We start from the raw sequence: 20,667 nt of genomic DNA on the forward strand, positions 1-20,667 counted from the left end.
GCCCCAAGGATGCCCAGTGACCAGAAGCCAATTCGTCGAGCCATGTAACTCCGCTGCGGACGATGGCGAATAATCGGCTGCCGCCGACGGTGTATCGCAGCAACAGCGGCTTGAGTGCAAGAGCCGTGGCGAGGGCGGCCTCGCTATAGCCGGTAACAGGACGGCGGCCATGGCGCTTGCTATTATGGCTGATCGGGCGCCGCTTCCCGAATGTCCGGCTTTGCCGGAGATAGCGCGCAAGTGGTTCCTCTTCCTTTCCCGGCGCGCATGAAATTTCCTACCGGCGCAATTCGTGGCATAGGCGGGGGATGATCGCCGCCCTCGCCCTTGCTTTTGCGCCCGTCCCCCGTGTCCGTCCGCTTGTGCGTTCGTCCGATTTTTCCGCTAATCCCAATGATTGCGACAAATCGCCCGAAGCGGACAGGGTGTCCGCTTTGTCCGCTGCTGCGGCGCTGTGGCCATGAACCTCACGCTCGCCACCGACGATACCGGCGGGCCGGAAATCTTCGCCTCGTTGCAGGGTGAGGGGCCGAGCATGGGCTTGCCGGTGGCCTTCGTGCGCCTCAGCCGCTGCAACCTTGCCTGCACCTGGTGCGACACCGCCTATACCTGGCGGTTCGAGGGCGATAAGCGGCCGCACCGTGACGGGATCGCCTTTGCGCGCAAGGCCAATCAGGTGACGCTCTCGCCTGCCGAAACCGCCGCGCGGATCGCGGCGCTTGGCCAGAGGCGCCTCGTCATCACCGGGGGTGAGCCGCTGTTGCAGGCGGGCGCGCTGGCGGAGATGCTGGCGCACCTGCCGGATATCAGTGTCGAGATCGAAACCAACGGCACAGTTGCGCCGCCCGCGCGGCTCGATATCCGGGTTGATCAGTATAATGTCAGCCCCAAGCTCGCCCATAGCGGCAATCCGGCCGATCTGGCGTTGATCCCCGAACGGCTCGATGCCTGGGCAAGCGAGCCGCGCGCGTTCCTCAAATTCGTGATCGCAGCGCCCGCGGACGTGGATGAGGTGCTGGCGCTCCAGCAGCGCTACCGCTTCCGGCCCGAACGCGTGTTCCTGATGGCCGAAGGGACCGACAGCGCCACCCAGCGCGCGCGGCAGGCGTGGCTTTCGGCGCTATGCCTCAAGCACGGCTTCCGCATGAGCGACCGGCTGCATATTCATCTCTACGGGGATACCAGAGGAACCTGAACTGCCGTCATTGCGAGCGTAGCGGAAGCGAAGCTGGCCAAAGGCCAACCAATCCAGAGCGGACCGGCAAGAACTCTGGATTGCCGCGTCGCCTGCGGCTCCTCGCAATGACGCGTGAGGGGCATATTTCGGTCGCGCAGCGACCGCAAGGGCGACCGCCCGCCCGCAGGCGCTCAAGCCCGAAGGGCTTGAAACAGCGCCGAGGATGTGCCCGCGGAGGCGGGCACGCAAAGCAAGGCATCAACCCTGGCTTCTCCAGCGCATCACCACGCGGTCAACCAAATCTTCCTCGCCGCCGCCCTTGCTCCAGAGTTCGACAAAGCTCGGGTCTGCCGAAGCCGGGCGCTTGTGCTCTTCAAGATTGTCGAAGGTCACGCGCATCGGGATCGAAACCCCCTCGCCGCAGATGATGCATTCGCGGTTGCGCAGCGCGGGGATGGTGTCGAGAAAGCCGCGCGCGCCTTCGGGCATGGCGGCCTTCACGAAGGCCTGGTCGCGATCATTGTTGAGACGCATCGCGATGATGGTACCGCATTGCGACAGCACGCCTTCCGCCAGATCCGACGGGCGCTGGGTGATCAGGCCGAGCGAAATGCCGTATTTGCGGCCTTCCTTCGCGATACGCCCGAGGATCTTGGCCACGGAGGAGCCATCGGCATTCTTTTCGCTGGGAACATAGCGGTGGGCTTCCTCGCACACCAGCAGGACCGGCCGCGTCTTGTCATCGCGGCCCCAGATCGCGAAGTCGAACACCAACCGGCTGAGCACCGCCACCACCGTCGAAGTGATGTCCGAGGGCACGCCCGACACGTCGATGATCGAGATCGGCTTGCCCTGCCCCGGCATGCGGAACACCTTACTGATGAACGAGGCCATCGTATCGCCCACCAGCATGCCCGAGAACATGAACTGGTAACGCGGATCGGTCTTCAGCTCTTCGAGCTTGCCCTTGATCCGCATGTAGGGCGCGCTCGAGGTGGCCTTGTCGAGCTTGCCCATCTCGTCCTGCAAGATGTTGCCGAGATCGGACAGCAGATAGGGGATCGGCGAATCCACGGTGATCTTGCCCATGGATTGGGCCAGACGGTTGCGGCTGCGCGCCGCCAGCAGGCACTTGGCGAGAATGTCGACATCGACCTGGCGTTCATCGCCGCTCGAATTGAGCAGCACTTCGCAATGCTCTTCGAAGTTCATCAGCCAATAGGGCATTTGCAGGTTCGACACGTCGAGGATCTGGCCGGTCTGACGGAACGCCGCCGAATATTCGCCGTGCGGGTCGATCATCACGATATGGCCATTAGGAGCAGCCTCGCAGATCCGGTGGAGGATCAGCGCAGCGCTGGTCGATTTCCCGGTCCCGGTCGAACCGAGCAGCGCGAAGTGCTTGCCCAGCATGGCATCGATGTAAAGCCCGGCGCGGATGTCCTTGGTCGGGAACACCTTGCCCACCGTGACGCTGGCGCGCCCGTCGCTCGAATAGACCTGTTCGAGATCGCGGGTACCCGCCGCATAGACGAGCGATCCGGGGATCGGGTAGCGGGTGACCCCGCGGCGGAAACCCCGGATCCGGCCAGTGAGCTTTTCCTCCGACCCTTCGCCGAGGAAGTCGATATGGGCGATGATCCCGGCCTCGTTGCGGCGATCCTTGCGCTGATCGCGCACGCTCGCCAGCAGCCAGCTGTCGCCGACGCGAATCTTGACCTGGCTGCCGACCTGCCCGGCGAGCGCGATCGAGGGATCGGCATCGTCCATGCATTCGTTGATGCGCTGGAGATCAAAGGCGACTTGCGAGCTCGAACCGGAAATCTCCAGCACCACGCCAATCGGCACCCGGGTGTTTTCCTGCGCGGATCCCTGCGGCGCGGACGCCTCGTCAGCGGCAAAGCCGGCCGCCATCGCACCGTTGAAACCTTGCAAGTCAGGATTGCCGTGATCGGCCATGATGTCTCTTCCCTAAGCGGCCCAAACCGGGCTTTGCGATAGGGCAGGCAGGGTTAAAATGCGGTCAACAGCAGATGGCGCAGTGGCACTGGCATGGTGCGCGCTGCCTAGCGGGCAAACACCCGTCCGGCAAACCAGCCCATGCCCAACGACAGGGCGATCGCGCCGAGCCCATACCAGAACGCCCAGCGCTGCGAGGCCATCACCACCTGGCCTTCGAGCCCGACTTTCTCGACTTCGATCCGCGCGGTCGCGCTCGCCAGCACCCGGCCGCGCGCAATGGCAAAGGTTTCGGCCGTGTAACTGCCGGTCACCACATTCGAAGGCAGGGCAATGCGCGCCTGATAGAGCACATTCTCGCTGATCCGCACGCCATCAGGGTTTTCCTGATAGAGCCCCTGCCGCCGCCGCAGTTCGACAAAGCCGCGGGCAAAGCGGGCCTGTTCCTCCGGCTCGATCTGGCCCGAGGGGCTGAGCTGGATGAAATCCGTGCTGAGTTCGAAGATCGCCGCGGTGCGCTCGTCCACGATTTCGGTGACCGGGCGCGAGGAGGCGACCGCGAAAAATGACGGGGCGGAACGGAAATCGGTCGCACCCGCATTCATCCAGACGCCAGCGATGCGCTCTTTCTCGCGCACCCGGATCGGTTCGACCGGGCCTTTGAGCACGACGACGATATCATAATTTTGCATCGCACCGCGGGTGCCCGCCGGATCAATCACCGCGCCATACAGCAGCAGATCAGCTCCGGTGAAGCCTTGGCGCACCTCGATGCGCGACTGGCTGACCTCGGGCACAAGGATCGGCTCGCGCTGCCCCATCAGCGTGACGGCCGCCAGCATGGCAAGGGCGAGGCGCGGCGCGGCTTTCACAAGGCGTTCACCGTGTAGATTTCGTCCGGGCGCACGCCGAGGCCGTATAGCATCCTGAGCGCGATCAGCAGCACCAGCACCGCCAGCACCACCCGCAGCAGATCAGGCCGTGCCTTCTGCGCGATCTGGCTGCCGAATTGCGCGCCGAGAACCGACCCGGTCAGCAACAGGCCGGCGAGCACAATATCCACTGCTCGCGTGGTCAACGCGTGGGTCATGGTGGTCGCCATGGTGACGAACAAGATCTGGAACAGCGAGGTGCCAACCACGACATTGCCGCTCATCCCGAGGATGTAGAGCATCGCAGGAACCAGCAGGAACCCCCCGCCCACGCCCATCAGCATGGTCAACACCCCGACCAGCGCGCCGAGGATCACCGGGGCGAGCGGCGAGATATAGAGGCCCGAGGCATAGAACCGCCAGCGATAGGGCAGGCTCGCCACCAACGGATGGTGCCGCCGCTTGCGCACCGTGGTGCCTGCATTCTTGGCGAAGACATCGGGACGCAAAGACGCCAATCCTTCGCGCAGCATCAGCGAGCCGATCGAACCCAGCATCACCACATAGAGGATGTTGATGACGACATCGATCTGGCCAAGGGATTGCAACACCCGGAACAGCAGCGCGCCGATCAGCGCCCCGATGATGCCGCCGGCGACCATCAGCGCGCCCATGCGGTAATCCACCCCGCCCCGCCGCGCATGGGCGAGCACGCCCGAAACGCTCGCCCCCGTCACCTGCGTGGCGGCCGAGGCGGCGGCAACCGTCGGCGGGATGCCGTAAAAGATCAGCAGCGGGGTGGTCAGAAATCCGCCGCCTACCCCGAACAGACCTGAAAGAATACCCGTCAGCCCGCCAAGCAGCACGATGAACAGGCCGTTCACCGAGAGATTCGCGATGGGCAGATAGACATCCATAGCATGCGACTAGCCGAGCAGGGCTGCGGATTAAAGGCATCAGCCGCCCGCGATCCACCGTGCCTTTGGTTTTGCCCACCACACCGCACGCGCGATGAAGCACGGCTGAATCAGAAGCTGGTGGAAAGCGTGGCGGCAAGGCCATCCTGCGGCGCGGCATCGCCACCCGCCCGCAGGCGCCAATCCATCGCCAGCCGGGCAGGGATCCGTCCCATGTTCCATTCGACCCGCAGGGTGGGCCCGACATCGAGCCTTGCTGCCCCTTCCTGCGCGCCGCCCCAGACGCCTGCCCCGGCGCTCAGGCGGAGCGGCGCATGGCCAGAAGCGGGGACGCGCGCAATCTCCCGGACGAGGCTGATCTGCCCATCGGCAAAGGGCGTGGCGGCGCGCCCGCCAACCCAGCCCGCTTGCCCATAGGCTTCGAGGGTGAGATCGGCGGGCAAGGCCTGCGGCGGCCATTCGGTGACGAGAAAGACCGAGGGACGCCATGCCTCACCCATCGGCGCATCGCTGTAGCGCAGCTCGGCAAAGGCGCGCAGCGGTACCGTGCGCAGCGGACGAACCGAGCCGCCCAACGCAGCCTCACTCTCGCCGCCCGCGATCATGGCGCGGTATGCCCGCAGATAGAGGCGGGGATCATGGCCCGATGACGTTCGCAGGCGTAATTGCGCAATTCCGCCGATCTGGCTTGCTCCGTAAATCGGCACGCGTCCCTGCGAGACGGGCGCCGCATCCGAACCAGCGCGATAAAAGCCCCAGGCATCGATGGACCAGCGCCGGGATGCGGCGGGCATGGTGGGCCTGTGTGCCTGATCCGGCTGTCCGGGGCTGGCTTCGGACGGCGGCGCGGATGGCGGCTGCACGCTGCCCGGTGCTTGCCCCGGCGCAAGCCTATTGCCCGCAATCCCGGCGGTGTGTGGTGCAGCAAGCTGTGCAGGGGCGCGTGGCAGAGGGAACCCGCGTGGGGCCTCTCTCTTGCGAACACCCCACCGGGCCTGAGCGAGGGGCTGTTTCAGGGTCTCCGGCACGGCAAGCACCGGCATCGCTGGCAGGGCTGCCCCTTGCAGCCCACGCGCGATGTGTGGTGATCGCGGCGGCGGCGCGGTGTCCTCTCGCAGCACGACGCGGCCGCTTACCCAACCCACCAGCACCAACGCAAATAGTGCCAGCGGTGCGCCCCTGAAGCCGGATCGCGCGGGCGGCTTCAATCGGGCACCGACGAAAAATCGGGCACCGACGAAAGTTTTGTCTGCCCACCTTGCTGGGGCGCGGGCGTCGGGGCAACCGGATGGCGCGGATGCGGGGTCTTGTCCCAGATCACCGCCCCGCCTCTCAGCGCGGCGATATAGGCCATGATGGCCCGGCGGCCCGCCATGATCGCCACCACATTGGCAAGCGGCAGACGCAGCACCGCGCGCGCGCCTTCACGCCAGCCATAAATCCGCGCGGTGAACCCGAACCGCATCCCCATCCGCCACAGGAAGGCGGCCAGATTGGCGATAAGCAGCGCCTTGAGCAGTGGCGGGAGCGGGGCTTGCTCCTGCGCGGTGACCAGCATGGCGATCCCCGCCAAGGCCGACACCACGATCAGGACATAACCCGTCAGCAAGACGAGGCTGGCGAAGGGCCCGCGCCGATCGCGGGCGCGCATCCAGCGCTCTGCCAGATTGCCGCCCCAGCCTGTGCGATCCCAGCCTTGCAGCGCGATGCCGTGCACCCAGCGGGCCTTCTGCCTGACAACATGATCGAGACGCGCGGGGAAAGCAGCGCGGGTGGCAATCAAGGTGCCATCATCGCCCCAAGCGCGCACGAAGCGGCATGTCCCGCCCATCTCGCCGATCAGCAGGCCAAGCTCGTAATCCTCGGTCAGCGATGCCGCCGCAAACGGGCGGCCATCGGGCTGATGGGCGGCCAGCCGATGCAGCATGGCGCGCGCGGCCGCACAGCCGACACCCGCCCCCGGCACCGCCGCCCCAAGCGCTGCCCGCACCACCAGCGCCTGCCCGTGCGCCTCGGCAAATTCCTCGCAGTTATGGCTGCCCAATTGGTTGCCGAACCACGACCTTGTGCGCTGGACGACAGGCTCAACCGGCAATTGCACGAAATCAGCGCCCGCCGCGATGGTTTCGTCGAGGAGAGCCAGCGCTGCGGGATCGACCATGTCCTCGGCATCATGGAACACGACCATCGCGAAGGCACCGCCAAGGCGCTGTTCATCGGCACACAGCGCCGCATAAAGCCGGTTGAGGCAGTCCGCCTTGGTGGTCGGGCCGGCGCTGGCATTGATCACCAGCCGCACACGCTCGTCATGCCGCGCGGCCCCCATCACCGCCGCGATGGTCGCCGGATCATTGGGATAGCAGCCGACATAGACGCGCAGATCGCGCTGCGGCCATGCGGCCAAGAGGCGCGCCAGCGTATCGCCGATCACTTCGGCTTCGCTCCATGCGGGGATGAACACCGCCGCCGCCCCGGCAAGCGGCTGCTGCATCAGCGCAGCACGTTCCCGTCGCGGTGTTGTGATGCGCCCGCGCGCCTTCAATCCGAGAAATAAGGCATCGACGCACAGATCATCGAGCGCGCCAATCAGGAAGAACACCCCTGCGAACAGCAGCAGTTCATGCTGGCACAGTGCAAGCCAGTGCCACGGATCAATCGGCGCCATGGACTCGCCCTCCCCCACCGAAGAGAGCGCAGCCTATCGCGACCCCGCTAGGCTTTCAACCTCTTAATTTATTTGGATATTATGGCCTGAGAGGGAAGTATTCTTCTGAGATCACCAGGTGCCCGTATTGGCCATGCTCGCCCACGGCTCCTGCGGCGGCAGATAGCCTTCCTGCAGCAGTTCCACCGATATGCCATCGGGCGATTTGACAAAGGCCATGTGCCCATCGCGCGGTGGGCGGTGGATGATGTGCCCCGCATCGGCGAGGCGCTGGCAGGTTTCGTAGATATTCTCGACCCGATAGGCGAGATGGCCGAAATTGCGCCCGCCGGTGTAATCTTCGGCGGGGCTGCCATCTTCCGGCGGCCAGTTATAGGTCAGTTCGACCTCGGCGAGGCCTTCCTGCCCCGGCGCGGCAAGGAAGATCAGCGTGAAGCGGCCTGCTTCGACATCGAAGCGGCGGACCTCCTCCAGGCCGATCAGCTTGAAAAACGCCACTGTCGCATCGGGATCCGTCACGCGGATCATGGAGTGCAGATATTTCACCATCACAAAACCTTCACCTCAAACATGTTCTATAACAAAGGGTAAGGCGCGAAGCATTCCGCTGCTCACCCGGAAAACCGGCGCGGCAGCGTCCGCGCGGCTCAGAAATTCACACTGATCTTGCCCACCACATTGGCACTGTTCGGATTGGTCGGCGCGAACAACACATCGGCTTCATTATCGACATATTCGAGGCTCGCGGTGATCGGCCCGAAGACTGTGTAGCTGGCGCCGATTGACCAATCGAAGGCGCCATTATTGGTCGCGAACCGGCGGGTGCCATCAGTGTAGCCGAGATGCCCCTTGAGCGTCAGAGCAGTGCGCGGAATGCCCACACTGACATCGCCCTGCACATAGAGATTGTCGCGCACGAAACCGCCAAAGGCAAAGCCATTGGTGCCGGGATCCCACGCCACGCCAAGCTTGGCACTGGCTGGCCCGAGCGTCGCGGTGAGCGAGGAATAGAGCTCGACAAAGTTGAGATTACCAACCGGCGCATCGGGGAACGTGTAGGCGATGATCCCGACATCTGCCGTCACGCCTTCGATCAGCGGGAAGGTGTAACCGGCATAGATATCGAGTTCGACATTGCCATAGCCGGTGGTACTGTTGTTGATCTGCGAGCCCCATAGCCCCGCATAAAAGCCGCTGCTGTGATCGAGATCGAGCCCGGCTTGCACCGCGATCCTTTCGCCCGAAAGGTTTGTGCCGCGGTAGCGGTATTGCGTTGCCAGCGCCGCATTGGCCGACAGTTCAAACCCGCCGAAGGAAGCAAGGTGGCTTGCCTGCGCCGGATCAACCGGGGCAATCGCAGGCGCGCTGGCAGCGATGGCGGGATCGGCCGGGCAGCTATCCGCGCAGGGCGCGTCCTGATGGGGCGCGGCCACCGTGGCAGCCCGGGGCGCAGACGGAACAGGGGCTGGCTGTGGTGCGGTCGCGATCACGGCAGAAGCAAGGAGAAGCACGCTCGACATGTCATTATCCTGTCCGAGGCCACGGCAATTGTCACCCCCCTCGGCGTGGCCTTTGCGCCGCAGAGCCTACTTTTCAAGCGGGTCAGCGATGCCCATATGCGCGCTTCGGCGCTGATGGCCAACCCTAACCGGCTTGGATTGGGCACTGGCACTTTTTGTCGAGATGTGCTTTCGGCGCCGGAGATGGAAAGCAACCAACACCGGGTCATCCGGGCCGGGGCCCATCCGTCTCGAACGGGTGGGATTTTCCGCGGGGATCAGGCCAAGTGATCCGCACAGACATGATCAGGCAGCAATCTTTGCCAAGGGAATAAGGCCGTATGAAGATCGCAATGGTAGGTTCGGGCTATGTCGGGCTCGTATCGGGCGCATGCTTTGCCGATTTCGGACATGACGTGGTCTGCATCGACAAGGATCAGAGCAAGATCGATCGGCTGCACGCCGGGATCATGCCGATTTACGAGCCGGGCCTTGATGCGCTGGTCGAAAGCAATGTGAAGGCCGAACGCCTCAGCTTCACCACCGATCTGGCACAAGGCATTGCCGGTGCGGCTGCGATCTTCATCGCGGTCGGCACGCCGAGCCGCCGGGGCGATGGCCATGCCGATCTCACCTTCGTGTACGAGGTCGCCCGTGAGCTGGGCGAAAATCTGGCGAATGATGCCGTGGTGGTCACCAAGTCGACCGTGCCCGTCGGGACCGGCGATGAAGTCGAACGGATCATCCGCGCAACCGGCACGCCGCATCGCTTTGCCGTGGTCTCGAACCCCGAATTCCTGCGCGAAGGCGCGGCGATCGGCGATTTCAAGCGCCCCGACCGCATCGTGATCGGCGCCGAGGATGAATTCGGTCGCGAAGTGATGCGCGAGGTCTATCGTCCGCTGTTCCTCAATGAATCGCCGATCCTGTTCACCTCGCGGCGCACCAGCGAGTTGATCAAATACGCAGCGAACGCCTTCCTCGCGACCAAGATCACCTTCATCAACGAGATGGCCGATCTGTGCGAGAAGGTCGGCGCGAATGTGCAGGATGTCAGCCGCGGCATCGGGATGGACGGGCGGATCGGTTCCAAGTTCCTCCACGCCGGCCCCGGCTATGGCGGATCGTGCTTCCCCAAGGATACGCTCGCGCTGCTCAAGACCGCCGAGGATTACGACAGCCCGACCCGGATCGTCGAGGCCGTGGTCAAGGTCAATGACAGCCGCAAGCGGGCGATGGGCCGCAAGGTGATCGACGCGCTGGGCGGGCCGGATGCCGCACGCGGCAAGAAGGTCGCGCTGCTCGGCCTGACGTTCAAGCCCAACACTGATGACATGCGCGATTCCCCCTCGATCGCGATTGCGCTCGCGCTCAAGGATGGCGGTGTGGCGGTGACGGCCTATGACCCCGAGGGGATGGAGCAGGCCCGCCCGCTGATGCCCGATGTCGTCATGTGCGATGATCCCTATGCGGCGATCACCGGCGCGGATGCGGTGGTGATCGTCACCGAATGGGATGCCTTCCGCGCGCTTGATCTCAAGCGCGTCAAGGAACTGGCCAACGCGCCGGTGATGGTCGACCTCAGGAACGTCTACAAGCCCGAGGACATGCGCGCCGCTGGCTTCACCTATGTCAGCGTAGGGCGTTCCTGATTGGCGGGCGCGCGGCGGCGCATGCAGCCCGTCGTTTCACGGGCCGGTTTCAGCCTCGCCCCGCCACCATCACTCGGCCGCCTTGTCGGCATATTGATCATAGGCTTCGAGCGCCTGTGCGGCATACATCGCGCTCGGCCCCGCGCCCATGTAAACCGCCATGCCAATGGTTTCGGCGATTTCCTCGCGCGTGGCCCCATGCTTGCGGGCGCCTTCGACATGAAAGGTGATGCAAGGATCGCACCGCACCGCGACTGATATCGCCACCGCAAGCAATTCCTTGGTCTTGGGATCAAGCGCGTCGCCTTCGTGCGCGGCGCTGCCCATCTCGCGGAAGGCTTTCATCACCCCCGGCGCAGCCTTGTGCAATTCGCGCTCAGCGGGAACCAGATGAGCGGCCATTGCGGGCCAATCCTTGAATGTGGTGTGTGACATGATGATCCTCGTGTTGCGGTGGCGACAGCCGCGACAGCCATAGCACGCCCAGGCGGCAGGGATTGGCATCAAATTGCGCAGTGAGGATGCAACATCAGGGGGCCTGTAAGCCGGGTTCTGTCTCCGCGCGCGATCTGCCCGAAGGCATCAGCCGCGCGGCGGCAGCCATTCATCTAGGCAGGGCATTGCTGCACTGCTCAAGCAGCCAACCCGGGCCTCTCGGAGCGAAACACTCCTGTCCCGGAACAAGTCCGGGACGCGAGGCCCCTATTCGGCCTTGCTCCGGGTGGGGTTTGCCGTGCGAGCGCTGTTGCCAGCGCCCCGGTGCGCTTTTGCCGCACCCTTTCACCCTTGCCTGTGCGCCCGCAAGCGGGCGCCATCGGCGGTTTGCTTTCTGTGGCACTTTCCCTTGATGCCCGGCCCGAAAGCCCTGCACCCGGCGGGCGTTACCCGCCACCCTTGTTTCGTGGAGCCCGGACTTTCCTCGCGCCTTGCGGCCCGCGGCTGCCCGGCCCCCTGATGTCGCCTTGCATATAGGGACTGCGCGGCAATCCGCAACGCACCACGAAAGGCGCCGAGTCGCAGCGCGCCAATGGCAAGGAAACCGCCAGCCAGCCCGCCGAGGGTGCGCTTTCCCATGCCCAATCAGAAGCTTGCCGGATCGCAGCGAGGCGGGGTGATGATAAGTCAAACACCCCATATCCCAGTATTACCAATTCGCACATTCTTGTTACAGAGAAGCGACAGGCTTCCGAACAGTGCTCGGCGATGGGGCAAATTCGCAGGGCACGCGTCAGTCTCGGGGAGGATCGTAAACCTGCTTTTCACGGGGGCGGTGATGATCCAGTTTGATAACCAGTCGTTCAAGCGTAACCTTCTTTCGGCCACCCTGCTCTCCAGCGCGGGGATGGTGCTTGTTCCGGGCACGGCCCTGGCACAGGACGCGGCGCTCGAGGCACCGATTTCGCTCGTCGCGGAGGAGGCCGCGCCCACCGAAGGGGACGCGCCCCAGGCCATTACCGTAACCGGCTCGCGTCTGCGGCGCGACTCCAATCTCGATTCCCCCTCACCGGTCGAATCCATCGATGCCGCCGCCTTGCGCGGCGCGCCGGATGTCACCGATGTGCTGCGGACCTTGCCGGCGCTCTCAGCCTCGGTCACTTCGGCGCAATCAGTGGCACCGGGCGAGATCGGCTCGGGCGGCGCCATCGGTGCAGCGACGCTCAACCTGCGCGGCATGGGCGCTGAACGCACGCTGGTGCTGGTCAATGGCCGCCGCCACGTTGCCGGTGTCGCCGAAACCTCGGTGGTCGATATCAACTCGATCCCGCGCGCGCTGATCAAGAATGTCGAAGTGCTGACGGGTGGTGCCTCGGCCATCTACGGCGCCGATGCGGTGACAGGCGTGGTGAACTTCATCCTTGATCGCACTTTCGATGGTCTCGAGATGAGCGTGCAAGGCAGCACCTCGGATCGCGGCGATGGCCAGACGCTCGATGGCTATGTGAAATGGGGCAAGAACTTCAAGGATGGGCGGGGCAATATAACCCTCGTCGGCGAGTATAATCACGATTACGGCCTGCGCTTTGGTGATCGTGCCCAGTTCCGCGATGGCAATATTGCATCGAACGGGCCCAACCCGGCGCTTCGCTTCCAGAAGGGCGACCTTGGCGCCAACACCCCCAATTTCAGCAATTTCTTCAGCCTTGATCGCGGGTTCTATCCCTTCGGCTTCGTGATCCCGCAGCCGGGCAGTGCGCGCTACAACGCGATCTTCCCGACCGGCACCGCGCCGACGGCGGCCGAACAGGCGCTGATTGACCGGGCGCGCAACGCGCCAACGCGCCTGATTGCGCCGCAATACCAGTTCAACATCACTTCGGCGGGCGGCATCATTATCCCGGCGGACTTTGCCGATCCGGGTTCGGACATTGACGGGAACGGCCGCAGCGATTGCACCGAAAGCTTCACCGGGTTCAACGGGGTGTTCGATTACAATGGCTTTGGTGCGCTCGGCGGGTGCTGGATCGTCAATGAACGCGGGGTCAAGCCGATCACCGATGATGGCCTGATCGCCAGCAACTTCAATTCCTTCGGCGGCGAAGCGGTAATCTTCGACAATCAGGCCTATCTGATCCCCAAGACCGAGCGTTTCGGGTTCAATCTGATCAGCGATTATGATCTCGGCGGCGGCATCAAAGCCGTGTTCGAAGGCAAGTACTACTTCCAGCAGACCACCTTCGGCAGCCGCGAAAACTCGTTCTACGATCTGCTGACCATCGCGCCGGATAACCCCTTCATCCCCGATGTGCTGCGCCCGATTTCGGATGCGGCGGGCGGATTGTTCATCACCCGCGATCCGACTGACCTTGGCCCGAATATTGATAGCAACGTGTCGGAGACTTTCCGCTTTGTCGGCGGGCTCGAAGGGCAGATCACCGAGGATATCCGCTTTGAATTGTCGGCCAACTGGGGCCGCTACAATCTGAAATCGATCAATCGCAACAATGTGCTTTATGATCGCTTTCTGGCCGCGATCGATGTCACCACCGATGCGAGCGGCAACCCGGTGTGCCGCAGCGAAATCGATCCGACCACCCGCTCACCTGCCACGGTGTTCGGCATCCCGACCGGCGAATTCGGCTATCTCACCTTCGTGCCGGGGCAAGGCCAGTGCAAGCCCGCCAACCTGTTCGGGCCGGGCGCGATCAGCCAGGATGCGGTGGATTTCATCACCACCACTACGACCAACAGGTTCCGCACCGATCTGTTCGAGATCCACGGTTTGATCGCGGGGGATACCTCGGACTTCTTCAACCTGCCTTATGATAACATCCAGTTCGCCATCGGGGCCGAGTATCGCAAGGAAACCGCGCGCTCGACCTTCGATCCGCTGGTACGCGGCATTCTGCCGGTGACGACCGTGGACGGCACGGCGGGCCAGTTTGTCGGTGATGCGCCGGGCTTCAACGGGCAGGGCTTCTCGCAGACCTCGCTCGGCACGCCGCCCGACGGGTTCTTCCAGAATTCCGGCGGTAGCTATGATGTCTATGATATCTTCGCCGAGATCGGCACCAGCCTGCTGCGCGATGTGCCGCTGTTCCAGGAATTGCGAGTCGAGCTGGCGGGCCGGATGTCGCATTACAGCACGGCGGGCACTGTCTTCACCTATGCGGCAAACGGGATCTGGTCACCTATTGAGGATCTCAAGCTGCGCGGCACCTATGCCCGCGCGGTGCGCGCGCCGAACATCTCGGAACTGTTCGCCCCGGCACAGGCGGCGTTCTTCCGCCCGTTTGACCCCTGCGACCAGACCGAGATTGATCGCTTGACTGCGGCGGGCAATCCCAATGTGCAGAACCGCATCGCCAATTGCCGGGCCGATGGCATTCCGGCGGGCTTTTCCGATCCGCTCAGCGCCCGCTTTGCCGGGACCATTTCGGGCAATCCCAACCTGCGCGAGGAAACAGCCGACACCTACACCTTCGGCGGGGTGGTGCAGCCGCGCTTCATCCCCGGCCTTGCGCTGACGATGGATTACTACAAGATCCGCATCGATGATGCGATCAGCACCGTGGCAGCACAGGATGTCGTGAACAATTGCTATGACAGCACGACTTTCCCCAATGAATTCTGCACGTCCTTTACCCGCAACCGCGATCCGGCTTCGGCGCAGTTCCTCGGTTTCACCTCGCTCAATCTGACGACGATCAATTTCGTGCGGATCGAGACCGCAGGTGTCGATGCCTCGCTGTCGTACCGCACCATGATCGGGAAGCACCGGCTCGGCCTTAACGCGACTGCTTCGTGGGTGGACCGGCTCAACTTCTTCTTCGATCCGACGGACCTAACCCGGATCGATCCCGAGCTGGGCGAAATCAACCGTCCCGAATGGGCGGGCCGGGGCACGGTCAGCTACGGGTTCGAGAACTTCAATCTCAATTACACGCTCAACTATTTCGGTTCGATGGCGCTGCGCGGGGTCGAGATCGAAACCTTCGAAGCGCAATTCGGCCCGGCCGGGATCGCCAAGGAGACCTTCATCCACAATCTGGCGGCGTCCTACACCTTCAATCAGGGGCTCGAGATTTTCGGCGGGGTCAACAACTTTACCGACACCAAGCCCTTCATCACCGAGCGCGCCTACCCGGCCAATCCGGTGGGACGTTCGTTCTACCTCGGGGTGCGCTGGACGATGTAATCGGGCGTCGCAGGGGGGTACAAAGCAATCCGCCCCGTCTGAGGTGTCAGGCGGGGCGGATTGTTTTTGCGGATGGGCAAGCAAGGCGCGGGCTATTTGGCTCCGGCGGGAGCCGTCCACCACGAAATCGTCTCGTTATCATGGGCCGACGTCCATACGCCTTCGGGCGTGTAGCGCACCGCCCCGCTCCCCGCAGGCTTGCCCAGCCGTGCCCTGATCGCGAGGGTTGCCGGATCGATCACCACCATCGTCTGATCATCCGTGGTGCGCAGCCACACAGCACCGCCGCCGGTATCAATATCGCCATATTTAAGATTGGCACCAACCTTGACCCGGTCGAGGACAGCAAGCCCCGCCGGATCGACCTTGGCCACGGTGCCATCACCCTGTTCCTGCACCCAAACCGCGCCCTCGCCCGCGGCAAGGAACCCCGGCTGCTGGCCCAGCGGCACCGTGCCGACGACAGCGTTGCTGGCGGGATCGATCTTCTGGAGCACTTGCCCGGCGCTGCTCACCGCCCACACCGCATCAAAGCCGAAGGCGAGAAAAGCGGTGCCTGGGGCAACGGCGATTTCAGCCACCACGGTGTTGCTGGCGGGATCGATCCGCGCCACCTTGCCCGCCGGATCGCTCGCCACCCAGACAGACCCGGCGCCGGCAACCACATTGGTCTCACCACGCGGATCGGCAAGGCCGGTGGGAATGGTGGTCTCAACCGCGCCGCTCGCAAGCGCGATGCGATAGACCTGCTTGCCGGTGCATTCCGCCACCCACAGCGCGCTCGCGGCAATCGCCATCGTGCCGCACGGGCGCGGCATCGCCACTTCGGCAAGCTTGCCGCTGACCGCCCATTTCTCGACCAGCCCGCGATTGGTGACCCAGACGGCGTCGCCATCCACGACGAGGAAATCGGCAAAGCCGGGTGCGGGAATTTCCTGCTCGGTCATCATGGCGGATTCCTGCACTGCGGGCGTGGCGGGCGGCTCGGCCGCACAGCCTGCTCCCACGGCCAATACGTGCGCGGTTGTTGCGGTAAGAAGTGCGATCCTGCGTGCCATACCCGTCCTTTCGCATGGAGGATGGGCCGCCCTGCACCCTGCGCACAGGCCACCCATCATGGCACAGACGATACCTATATTACGAAAGTGATCAATCGTAATAATTCCTCATGGACAAACCGCGAATTTGCGCGGATGCTGCACCTGCGAAAGGGGACGAATCATGCTGAACGCCTTCCGCGGGCTGGCCCGCACCTTGGCTCTGGCTCTTGGGTTGATGCTCGCAGCCTGTTCGGGCGGAGAGGAAGACCCCGCGGCACCCCGCACCGAATTCAACATCGGCTGGTCAATCTATGCCGGATGGATGCCCTGGCCCTATGCGCAGCAGGCCGGGATCGTGAAGAAATGGGCCGACAAGTACGGCATCACCATCACCTTCGTGCAGGTCAATGACTACGTCGAATCCGTCAACCAGTTCACCGCCGGCAAGCTTGATGGGGTGACGGTCGCCAACATGGACGCGCTGACCATTCCGGCAGCCGGCGGCAAGGATACCTCCGCGATCATCCTCGGCGATTATTCCAACGGCAATGATGCCGTGCTGCTGAAGGACGCGGATAATGTGGCAGCGATCAAGGGGCGGGACGTTCATCTGGTTGAGCTGTCGGTCTCGCACTACTTGCTCGCCCGTGCGCTGGAAAAGAACGGCTTGGCGCTGTCCGAGGTCAAGACGATCAACACCTCGGATGCGGATATCGCGGGCGCTTTTGCGGCGCCCGACATTACGGCTGCGGTCGCATGGAACCCGCAGGTCGCGACGATGAAGGGCGTGCCGGGGACCACGGCGGTGTTCACCTCGGCGGATATTCCGGGCGAAATCCTCGATCTCATGGTGGTCGACACCAAGGTGCTCAAGGCTAATCCGAACCTCGGCAAAGCGCTGGCGGGCATCTGGTATGAAACCATGGCGCTGATGATGAAGGATGATGCCGAGGGCAAGGCCGCGCGCGCGGCGATGGCCAAGCTGGCAGGCGCAACACCCGAACAGTTCGAAGCCCAGCTCGCTGCTACCTTCCTCTATGCCGATCCCAAGGCGGCGGTTGCCGCGATGTCTTCGCCCGATCTCGTCACCACGATGACACGGGTGCGCGATTTCAGCTTTGCCCAAGGCCTGTTCGGACAGGGCGCGCGCTCGGCCGACGCGGTGGGCATGGCCTTCCCCGGCGGCACAACGCTGGGCGACAAGGATCGCATTACCTTGCGGTTCGATCCGACTTTCATGCAGCTTGCGGCGGACGGCGCGCTGTGATCGCGGGCTGAGGCGGAGCAAGAGCCCCGTGCGCTGGGTCAATCTCACCATCAGCCGGAGCACGGGGCTGCTGCTCGGCGCGCTGCCACTGGCGGCGCTGGGGCTCGCCTATCTGCTGGCCGCCGCCAGTCGCCACGCCGCCAACCCCGCCGACAAGATCCTGCCACTGCCCGGCGCCATGGCCGAGGCGATGGGCGCGCTGCTGTTCGATGTCGATCCGCTGTCCGGCCAGATCCTGTTCTGGGCCGATCTGCTCGCCAGCCTGCAACGGCTTGGCCTTGGCCTCGGCATCGCGACCTTTTCGACGCTGCTGGTTGGCCTCGTGCTGGGCGCGCTCCCCCCGGTGCGGGCAACGTTCGGTCCGCTGGTGACCGCGATCGCAGTGATCCCGCCCATCGCGCTCCTCCCGATCCTCTTCATCGTGTTCGGATTGGGGGAGACGGCCAAGGTTGCGCTGATCGTGATCGGGATTGCCCCCTATATGATCCGCGATGTCGCGGGACACATAACCGCGTTGCCGCGTGAACAGATCGCCAAGGCGCTGACCCTGGGGGCCAGCAGTTGGCAGATCGTGCTGCGGATCGCCTTGCCACAAGCCCTGCCGCGCCTGTTCGAAGCCCTCCGCCTCTCGCTCGGCCCGGCATGGGTGTTCCTGATCGCCGCCGAAGCCATCGCCGCCGATGTCGGGCTTGGCTACCGGATCTTCCTCGTCCGCCGCTACCTCGCGATGGATGTGATCCTGCCTTATGTCGCCGTGATCGCGCTCCTTGCGATGCTGATGGATCTCCTGCTCACCCGTGCCTCGCGCCGCCTGTTCGGCTGGGCGCATCTGGCAAGCCGGTAGCGGCCCATGCTGAGCCTCAGGAATGTCTGGATCGAATATGGCGAGAAGGTGGTGCTCGAACGCATCAGCCTCGATATCGCCGAAGGCGCCTTCGTCTCGATCATCGGGCCATCAGGCGCGGGCAAAAGCAGCCTGTTGCGGCTGATCCTCGGGCAGGAAGCCCCCAGCCGGGGCGAAATCCTGCTTGATGGCCAGCCGCTGGCGCCCGAATGCGGGCCGGATCGCGGGGTGGTGTTCCAGCGCTATTCGGTATTCCCGCATATGACGGTGCTGGACAACACCATGTTCGGGCTCGAATGCGCCGAAGCGCCCTTCACCGCCCGCCTGTTCGGCGCCCGCCGCCGCGCGGCGCGCGCGCGGGCAGAGGCGATGCTGGAGGCCGTCGGGCTGGGCGACAGTCTCAATCTTTACCCCGCGCAGATGTCGGGCGGGATGCAACAGCGCCTCGCCATCGCGCAGGCGCTGATCAAGCAGCCACGGCTGCTGCTGCTGGACGAGCCGTTCGGCGCGCTCGATCCCGGCATTCGCGCCGACATGCATACCCTGATCACCGGACTGTGGCGCGAGTTCGGCCTCACCATCATCATGGTCACCCACGATATCAAGGAAGCCTTCAGCCTCGGCACGCGGGTGCTGACCTTGGACAAGCGCCGCCACGATCCCCACGCGCCGCACCGTTATGGCGCGGGGGTGATCTATGATCTCGCGCTCAAGAAAGGCGCGCCGATCGAGCAGGCCGAAGAACGCGAAGTGGTCCCGCTTGCCGGCGGTATTACGATTGACACGAAAGATAATACTTGAGATGCCAACCCCCATGAGAATCAGGTCATGAGCCCCGAGCCCCCCCGCCTTGCCCGGCTCAGCATGAGCCTTCCGGCCGATCTGTTCCGCCAGCTCGACATGATGGTCGAGGAACGCGCCCTGCCCTCGCGCTCGCAGCTGATTGCCGAACTGATCCGCCATGCGCTAGCCGAACACGAAGCGCTGACCCGTCCGCACGCCATGCTCGCAGGCACCATCACGCTGGTTTATGCAGGCGGCGGCGGGCGCGTGCGCCAGCAATTGGCCGAAACCCAGTCCGATTACCTGAAGGAAGTGATTTCCTCGCAGCACGTGTTCCTCGAACAGGACCAGTCGCTCGAAGTGCTGCTGGTGCAGGGCCCGGCGGTGCGGCTCAAGCAATTATGCGATGCGCTGCGCGCCATCCGGGGCGTGCAGCAATTGCAGCTTGTCACCACCACCGCGCTGCTGCCGCCGCTTTACGAAGGAGATGCGCCGCCTGCTGCCCCATCGCAGGAGGCCGCCGAATGAGCCAGACGCTCGCCGATCCGAAGGCCGCGCGTGATCATGCCCGCGCGCAGGGCGGAACGCGGGTCGAAGCCATGCCGATCCTGCCGCCGGTGGCCGATGATCTGCCCGCAGGGGTCGCCGCCGATGATCTGGTGTGGGAAGAAACCGTCCCCGACGGTGGCTATGCCTCACGCCGGCTGGCGCGCGGCACCCGGCTACGGCTGATCGACACCAAGGGCGATGCCTGCGCCGCGCTCAACATCTTCAACGCCGAGATGCCGACCGAACGGCTCAATGTGGCTGATACCGTCAAGGTGCAGTGGAACGGCTACCTCGGCGCGGGCAAGCTGCTGCTCTCCGACATGGGCCGGGTGCTGATGAGCATTCTTCATGATGATGCAGGCACGCATGATGCCTTTTGCGGCACCTCGAATGCCGCCAGCAACACCCGCAAATATGGCGAGGGCCGCAATTCGGGCGATTATCCCAACGGGCGCGATCGGCTGATCCTCGGCGCAGCCAAGCACGGGCTGACCCGCCGCGACGTCCACCCCTGCATCAATCTCTTCAAAGGCGCGCGCATTGAAGCCGATGGCGCCATCACCCCGCAGGTTGGCCCTTTTGCACCGGGCCGCACGGTGATCCTGCGCGCCGAAATGGATGTGATCGTGGTGATCGCCAATTGCCCCCATGTGCTGGATCCGCGCGCGGGATGGCATGTCACGCCGCTGCGGGCCACCGCATGGCGCGGGCCGATCACGCCCGCCGATGATCCGGTGCGGCTCGCCGCACCCGAGGCAACCCGCGCTTTCCTCAATGTCGAAGACTATTTCCGCCGGTGATGGGAGC

17 protein-coding genes and 1 other RNA gene are annotated in these 20,667 nt (G+C 64.2%); 8 read left to right on the top strand and 10 right to left on the bottom strand.

Translation table 11 applies throughout. The features are described from left to right. Window positions 1–460 precede the first annotated feature (460 nt). Complete coding sequence (locus SOQ14_RS04835) at window positions 461–1,195, top strand: 7-carboxy-7-deazaguanine synthase QueE (RefSeq protein ID WP_322896932.1); 735 nt, start codon at window positions 461–463, stop codon at window positions 1,193–1,195. Between the two features lie 240 nt (window positions 1,196–1,435). Here the strand turns inward: SOQ14_RS04835 and SOQ14_RS04840 are convergent, their stop codons facing one another. The 7 genes from SOQ14_RS04840 to SOQ14_RS04870 form a co-directional block, all read right to left on the bottom strand. Next, window positions 1,436–3,136: an ATP-binding protein gene (locus tag SOQ14_RS04840; protein ID WP_416232730.1), complete on the bottom strand. Its 1,701-nt coding sequence runs from the start codon at window positions 3,134–3,136 to the stop codon at window positions 1,436–1,438. 107 nt (window positions 3,137–3,243) lie between these two features. Continuing rightward, window positions 3,244–4,008, bottom strand: a complete 765-nt coding sequence (locus tag SOQ14_RS04845; RefSeq protein WP_416232731.1) for a TIGR02186 family protein — start codon at window positions 4,006–4,008, stop codon at window positions 3,244–3,246. Then, window positions 4,005–4,925: a sulfite exporter TauE/SafE family protein gene (locus SOQ14_RS04850; protein WP_322896933.1), complete on the bottom strand. Its 921-nt coding sequence runs from the start codon at window positions 4,923–4,925 to the stop codon at window positions 4,005–4,007. The genes SOQ14_RS04845 and SOQ14_RS04850 overlap by 4 nt, the downstream gene beginning before the upstream one ends. A gap of 110 nt (window positions 4,926–5,035) precedes the next feature. Continuing rightward, complete coding sequence (locus SOQ14_RS04855; RefSeq protein WP_322896934.1) at window positions 5,036–5,719, bottom strand: hypothetical protein; 684 nt, start codon at window positions 5,717–5,719, stop codon at window positions 5,036–5,038. 410 nt (window positions 5,720–6,129) lie between these two features. Continuing rightward, complete coding sequence (locus tag SOQ14_RS04860; protein ID WP_322896935.1) at window positions 6,130–7,590, bottom strand: glycosyl transferase family protein; 1,461 nt, start codon at window positions 7,588–7,590, stop codon at window positions 6,130–6,132. A gap of 111 nt (window positions 7,591–7,701) precedes the next feature. Next, complete coding sequence (locus tag SOQ14_RS04865) at window positions 7,702–8,139, bottom strand: VOC family protein (RefSeq protein ID WP_322896936.1); 438 nt, start codon at window positions 8,137–8,139, stop codon at window positions 7,702–7,704. Between the two features lie 98 nt (window positions 8,140–8,237). Continuing rightward, window positions 8,238–9,110, bottom strand: a complete 873-nt coding sequence (locus SOQ14_RS04870) for a TorF family putative porin (protein WP_322896937.1) — start codon at window positions 9,108–9,110, stop codon at window positions 8,238–8,240. 320 nt (window positions 9,111–9,430) lie between these two features. Here SOQ14_RS04870 and SOQ14_RS04875 point away from each other — a divergent pair, with 320 nt between their 5' ends. Further along, on the top strand, window positions 9,431–10,741 hold the full coding sequence (locus SOQ14_RS04875; RefSeq protein ID WP_322896938.1) for a UDP-glucose dehydrogenase family protein: 1,311 nt from the start codon (window positions 9,431–9,433) through the stop codon (window positions 10,739–10,741). A 69-nt stretch (window positions 10,742–10,810) separates the two neighbouring features. On the opposite strand, the gene SOQ14_RS04880 is transcribed toward SOQ14_RS04875, so the two are convergent. Together SOQ14_RS04880 and rnpB are read right to left on the bottom strand one after the other, a co-directional pair. Further along, window positions 10,811–11,176, bottom strand: a complete 366-nt coding sequence (locus SOQ14_RS04880; protein WP_322896939.1) for a carboxymuconolactone decarboxylase family protein — start codon at window positions 11,174–11,176, stop codon at window positions 10,811–10,813. Window positions 11,177–11,266: 90 nt separating this feature from the next. After that, window positions 11,267–11,696: RNase P RNA component class A (gene rnpB / locus SOQ14_RS04885), an RNA gene on the bottom strand. A gap of 318 nt (window positions 11,697–12,014) precedes the next feature. On the opposite strand from rnpB, the gene SOQ14_RS04890 reads away from it, so the two are divergent. After that, window positions 12,015–15,377, top strand: coding sequence for a TonB-dependent receptor domain-containing protein (locus tag SOQ14_RS04890; RefSeq protein WP_322896940.1), 3,363 nt, complete (start codon window positions 12,015–12,017; stop codon window positions 15,375–15,377). 92 nt (window positions 15,378–15,469) lie between these two features. On the opposite strand, the gene SOQ14_RS04895 is transcribed toward SOQ14_RS04890, so the two are convergent. Beyond that, window positions 15,470–16,435: a Vgb family protein gene (locus tag SOQ14_RS04895; RefSeq protein ID WP_416232732.1), complete on the bottom strand. Its 966-nt coding sequence runs from the start codon at window positions 16,433–16,435 to the stop codon at window positions 15,470–15,472. Window positions 16,436–16,598: 163 nt separating this feature from the next. Between SOQ14_RS04895 and SOQ14_RS04900 the strand changes: the two genes are divergently transcribed. The 5 genes from SOQ14_RS04900 to SOQ14_RS04920 are packed head-to-tail and all read left to right on the top strand — an operon-like array spanning window position 16,599 to window position 20,660. Continuing rightward, on the top strand, window positions 16,599–17,684 hold the full coding sequence (locus SOQ14_RS04900) for a putative urea ABC transporter substrate-binding protein (RefSeq protein WP_322896941.1): 1,086 nt from the start codon (window positions 16,599–16,601) through the stop codon (window positions 17,682–17,684). A 28-nt stretch (window positions 17,685–17,712) separates the two neighbouring features. Then, window positions 17,713–18,528, top strand: a complete 816-nt coding sequence (locus SOQ14_RS04905; protein ID WP_322896942.1) for an ABC transporter permease — start codon at window positions 17,713–17,715, stop codon at window positions 18,526–18,528. 6 nt (window positions 18,529–18,534) lie between these two features. Beyond that, complete coding sequence (locus SOQ14_RS04910) at window positions 18,535–19,329, top strand: ABC transporter ATP-binding protein (protein WP_322896943.1); 795 nt, start codon at window positions 18,535–18,537, stop codon at window positions 19,327–19,329. A gap of 27 nt (window positions 19,330–19,356) precedes the next feature. After that, window positions 19,357–19,839, top strand: a complete 483-nt coding sequence (locus tag SOQ14_RS04915; RefSeq protein WP_322896944.1) for a CopG family ribbon-helix-helix protein — start codon at window positions 19,357–19,359, stop codon at window positions 19,837–19,839. Beyond that, window positions 19,836–20,660: an urea amidolyase associated protein UAAP1 gene (locus tag SOQ14_RS04920; RefSeq protein WP_322896945.1), complete on the top strand. Its 825-nt coding sequence runs from the start codon at window positions 19,836–19,838 to the stop codon at window positions 20,658–20,660. Before SOQ14_RS04915 ends, SOQ14_RS04920 begins: the two co-directional genes overlap by 4 nt. Window positions 20,661–20,667: the final 7 nt, after the last annotated feature.

It is taken from the genome of Erythrobacter epiphyticus (assembly GCF_034653295.1).
In the GTDB taxonomy this organism is placed as follows: Bacteria; Pseudomonadota; Alphaproteobacteria; order Sphingomonadales; family Sphingomonadaceae; genus Erythrobacter.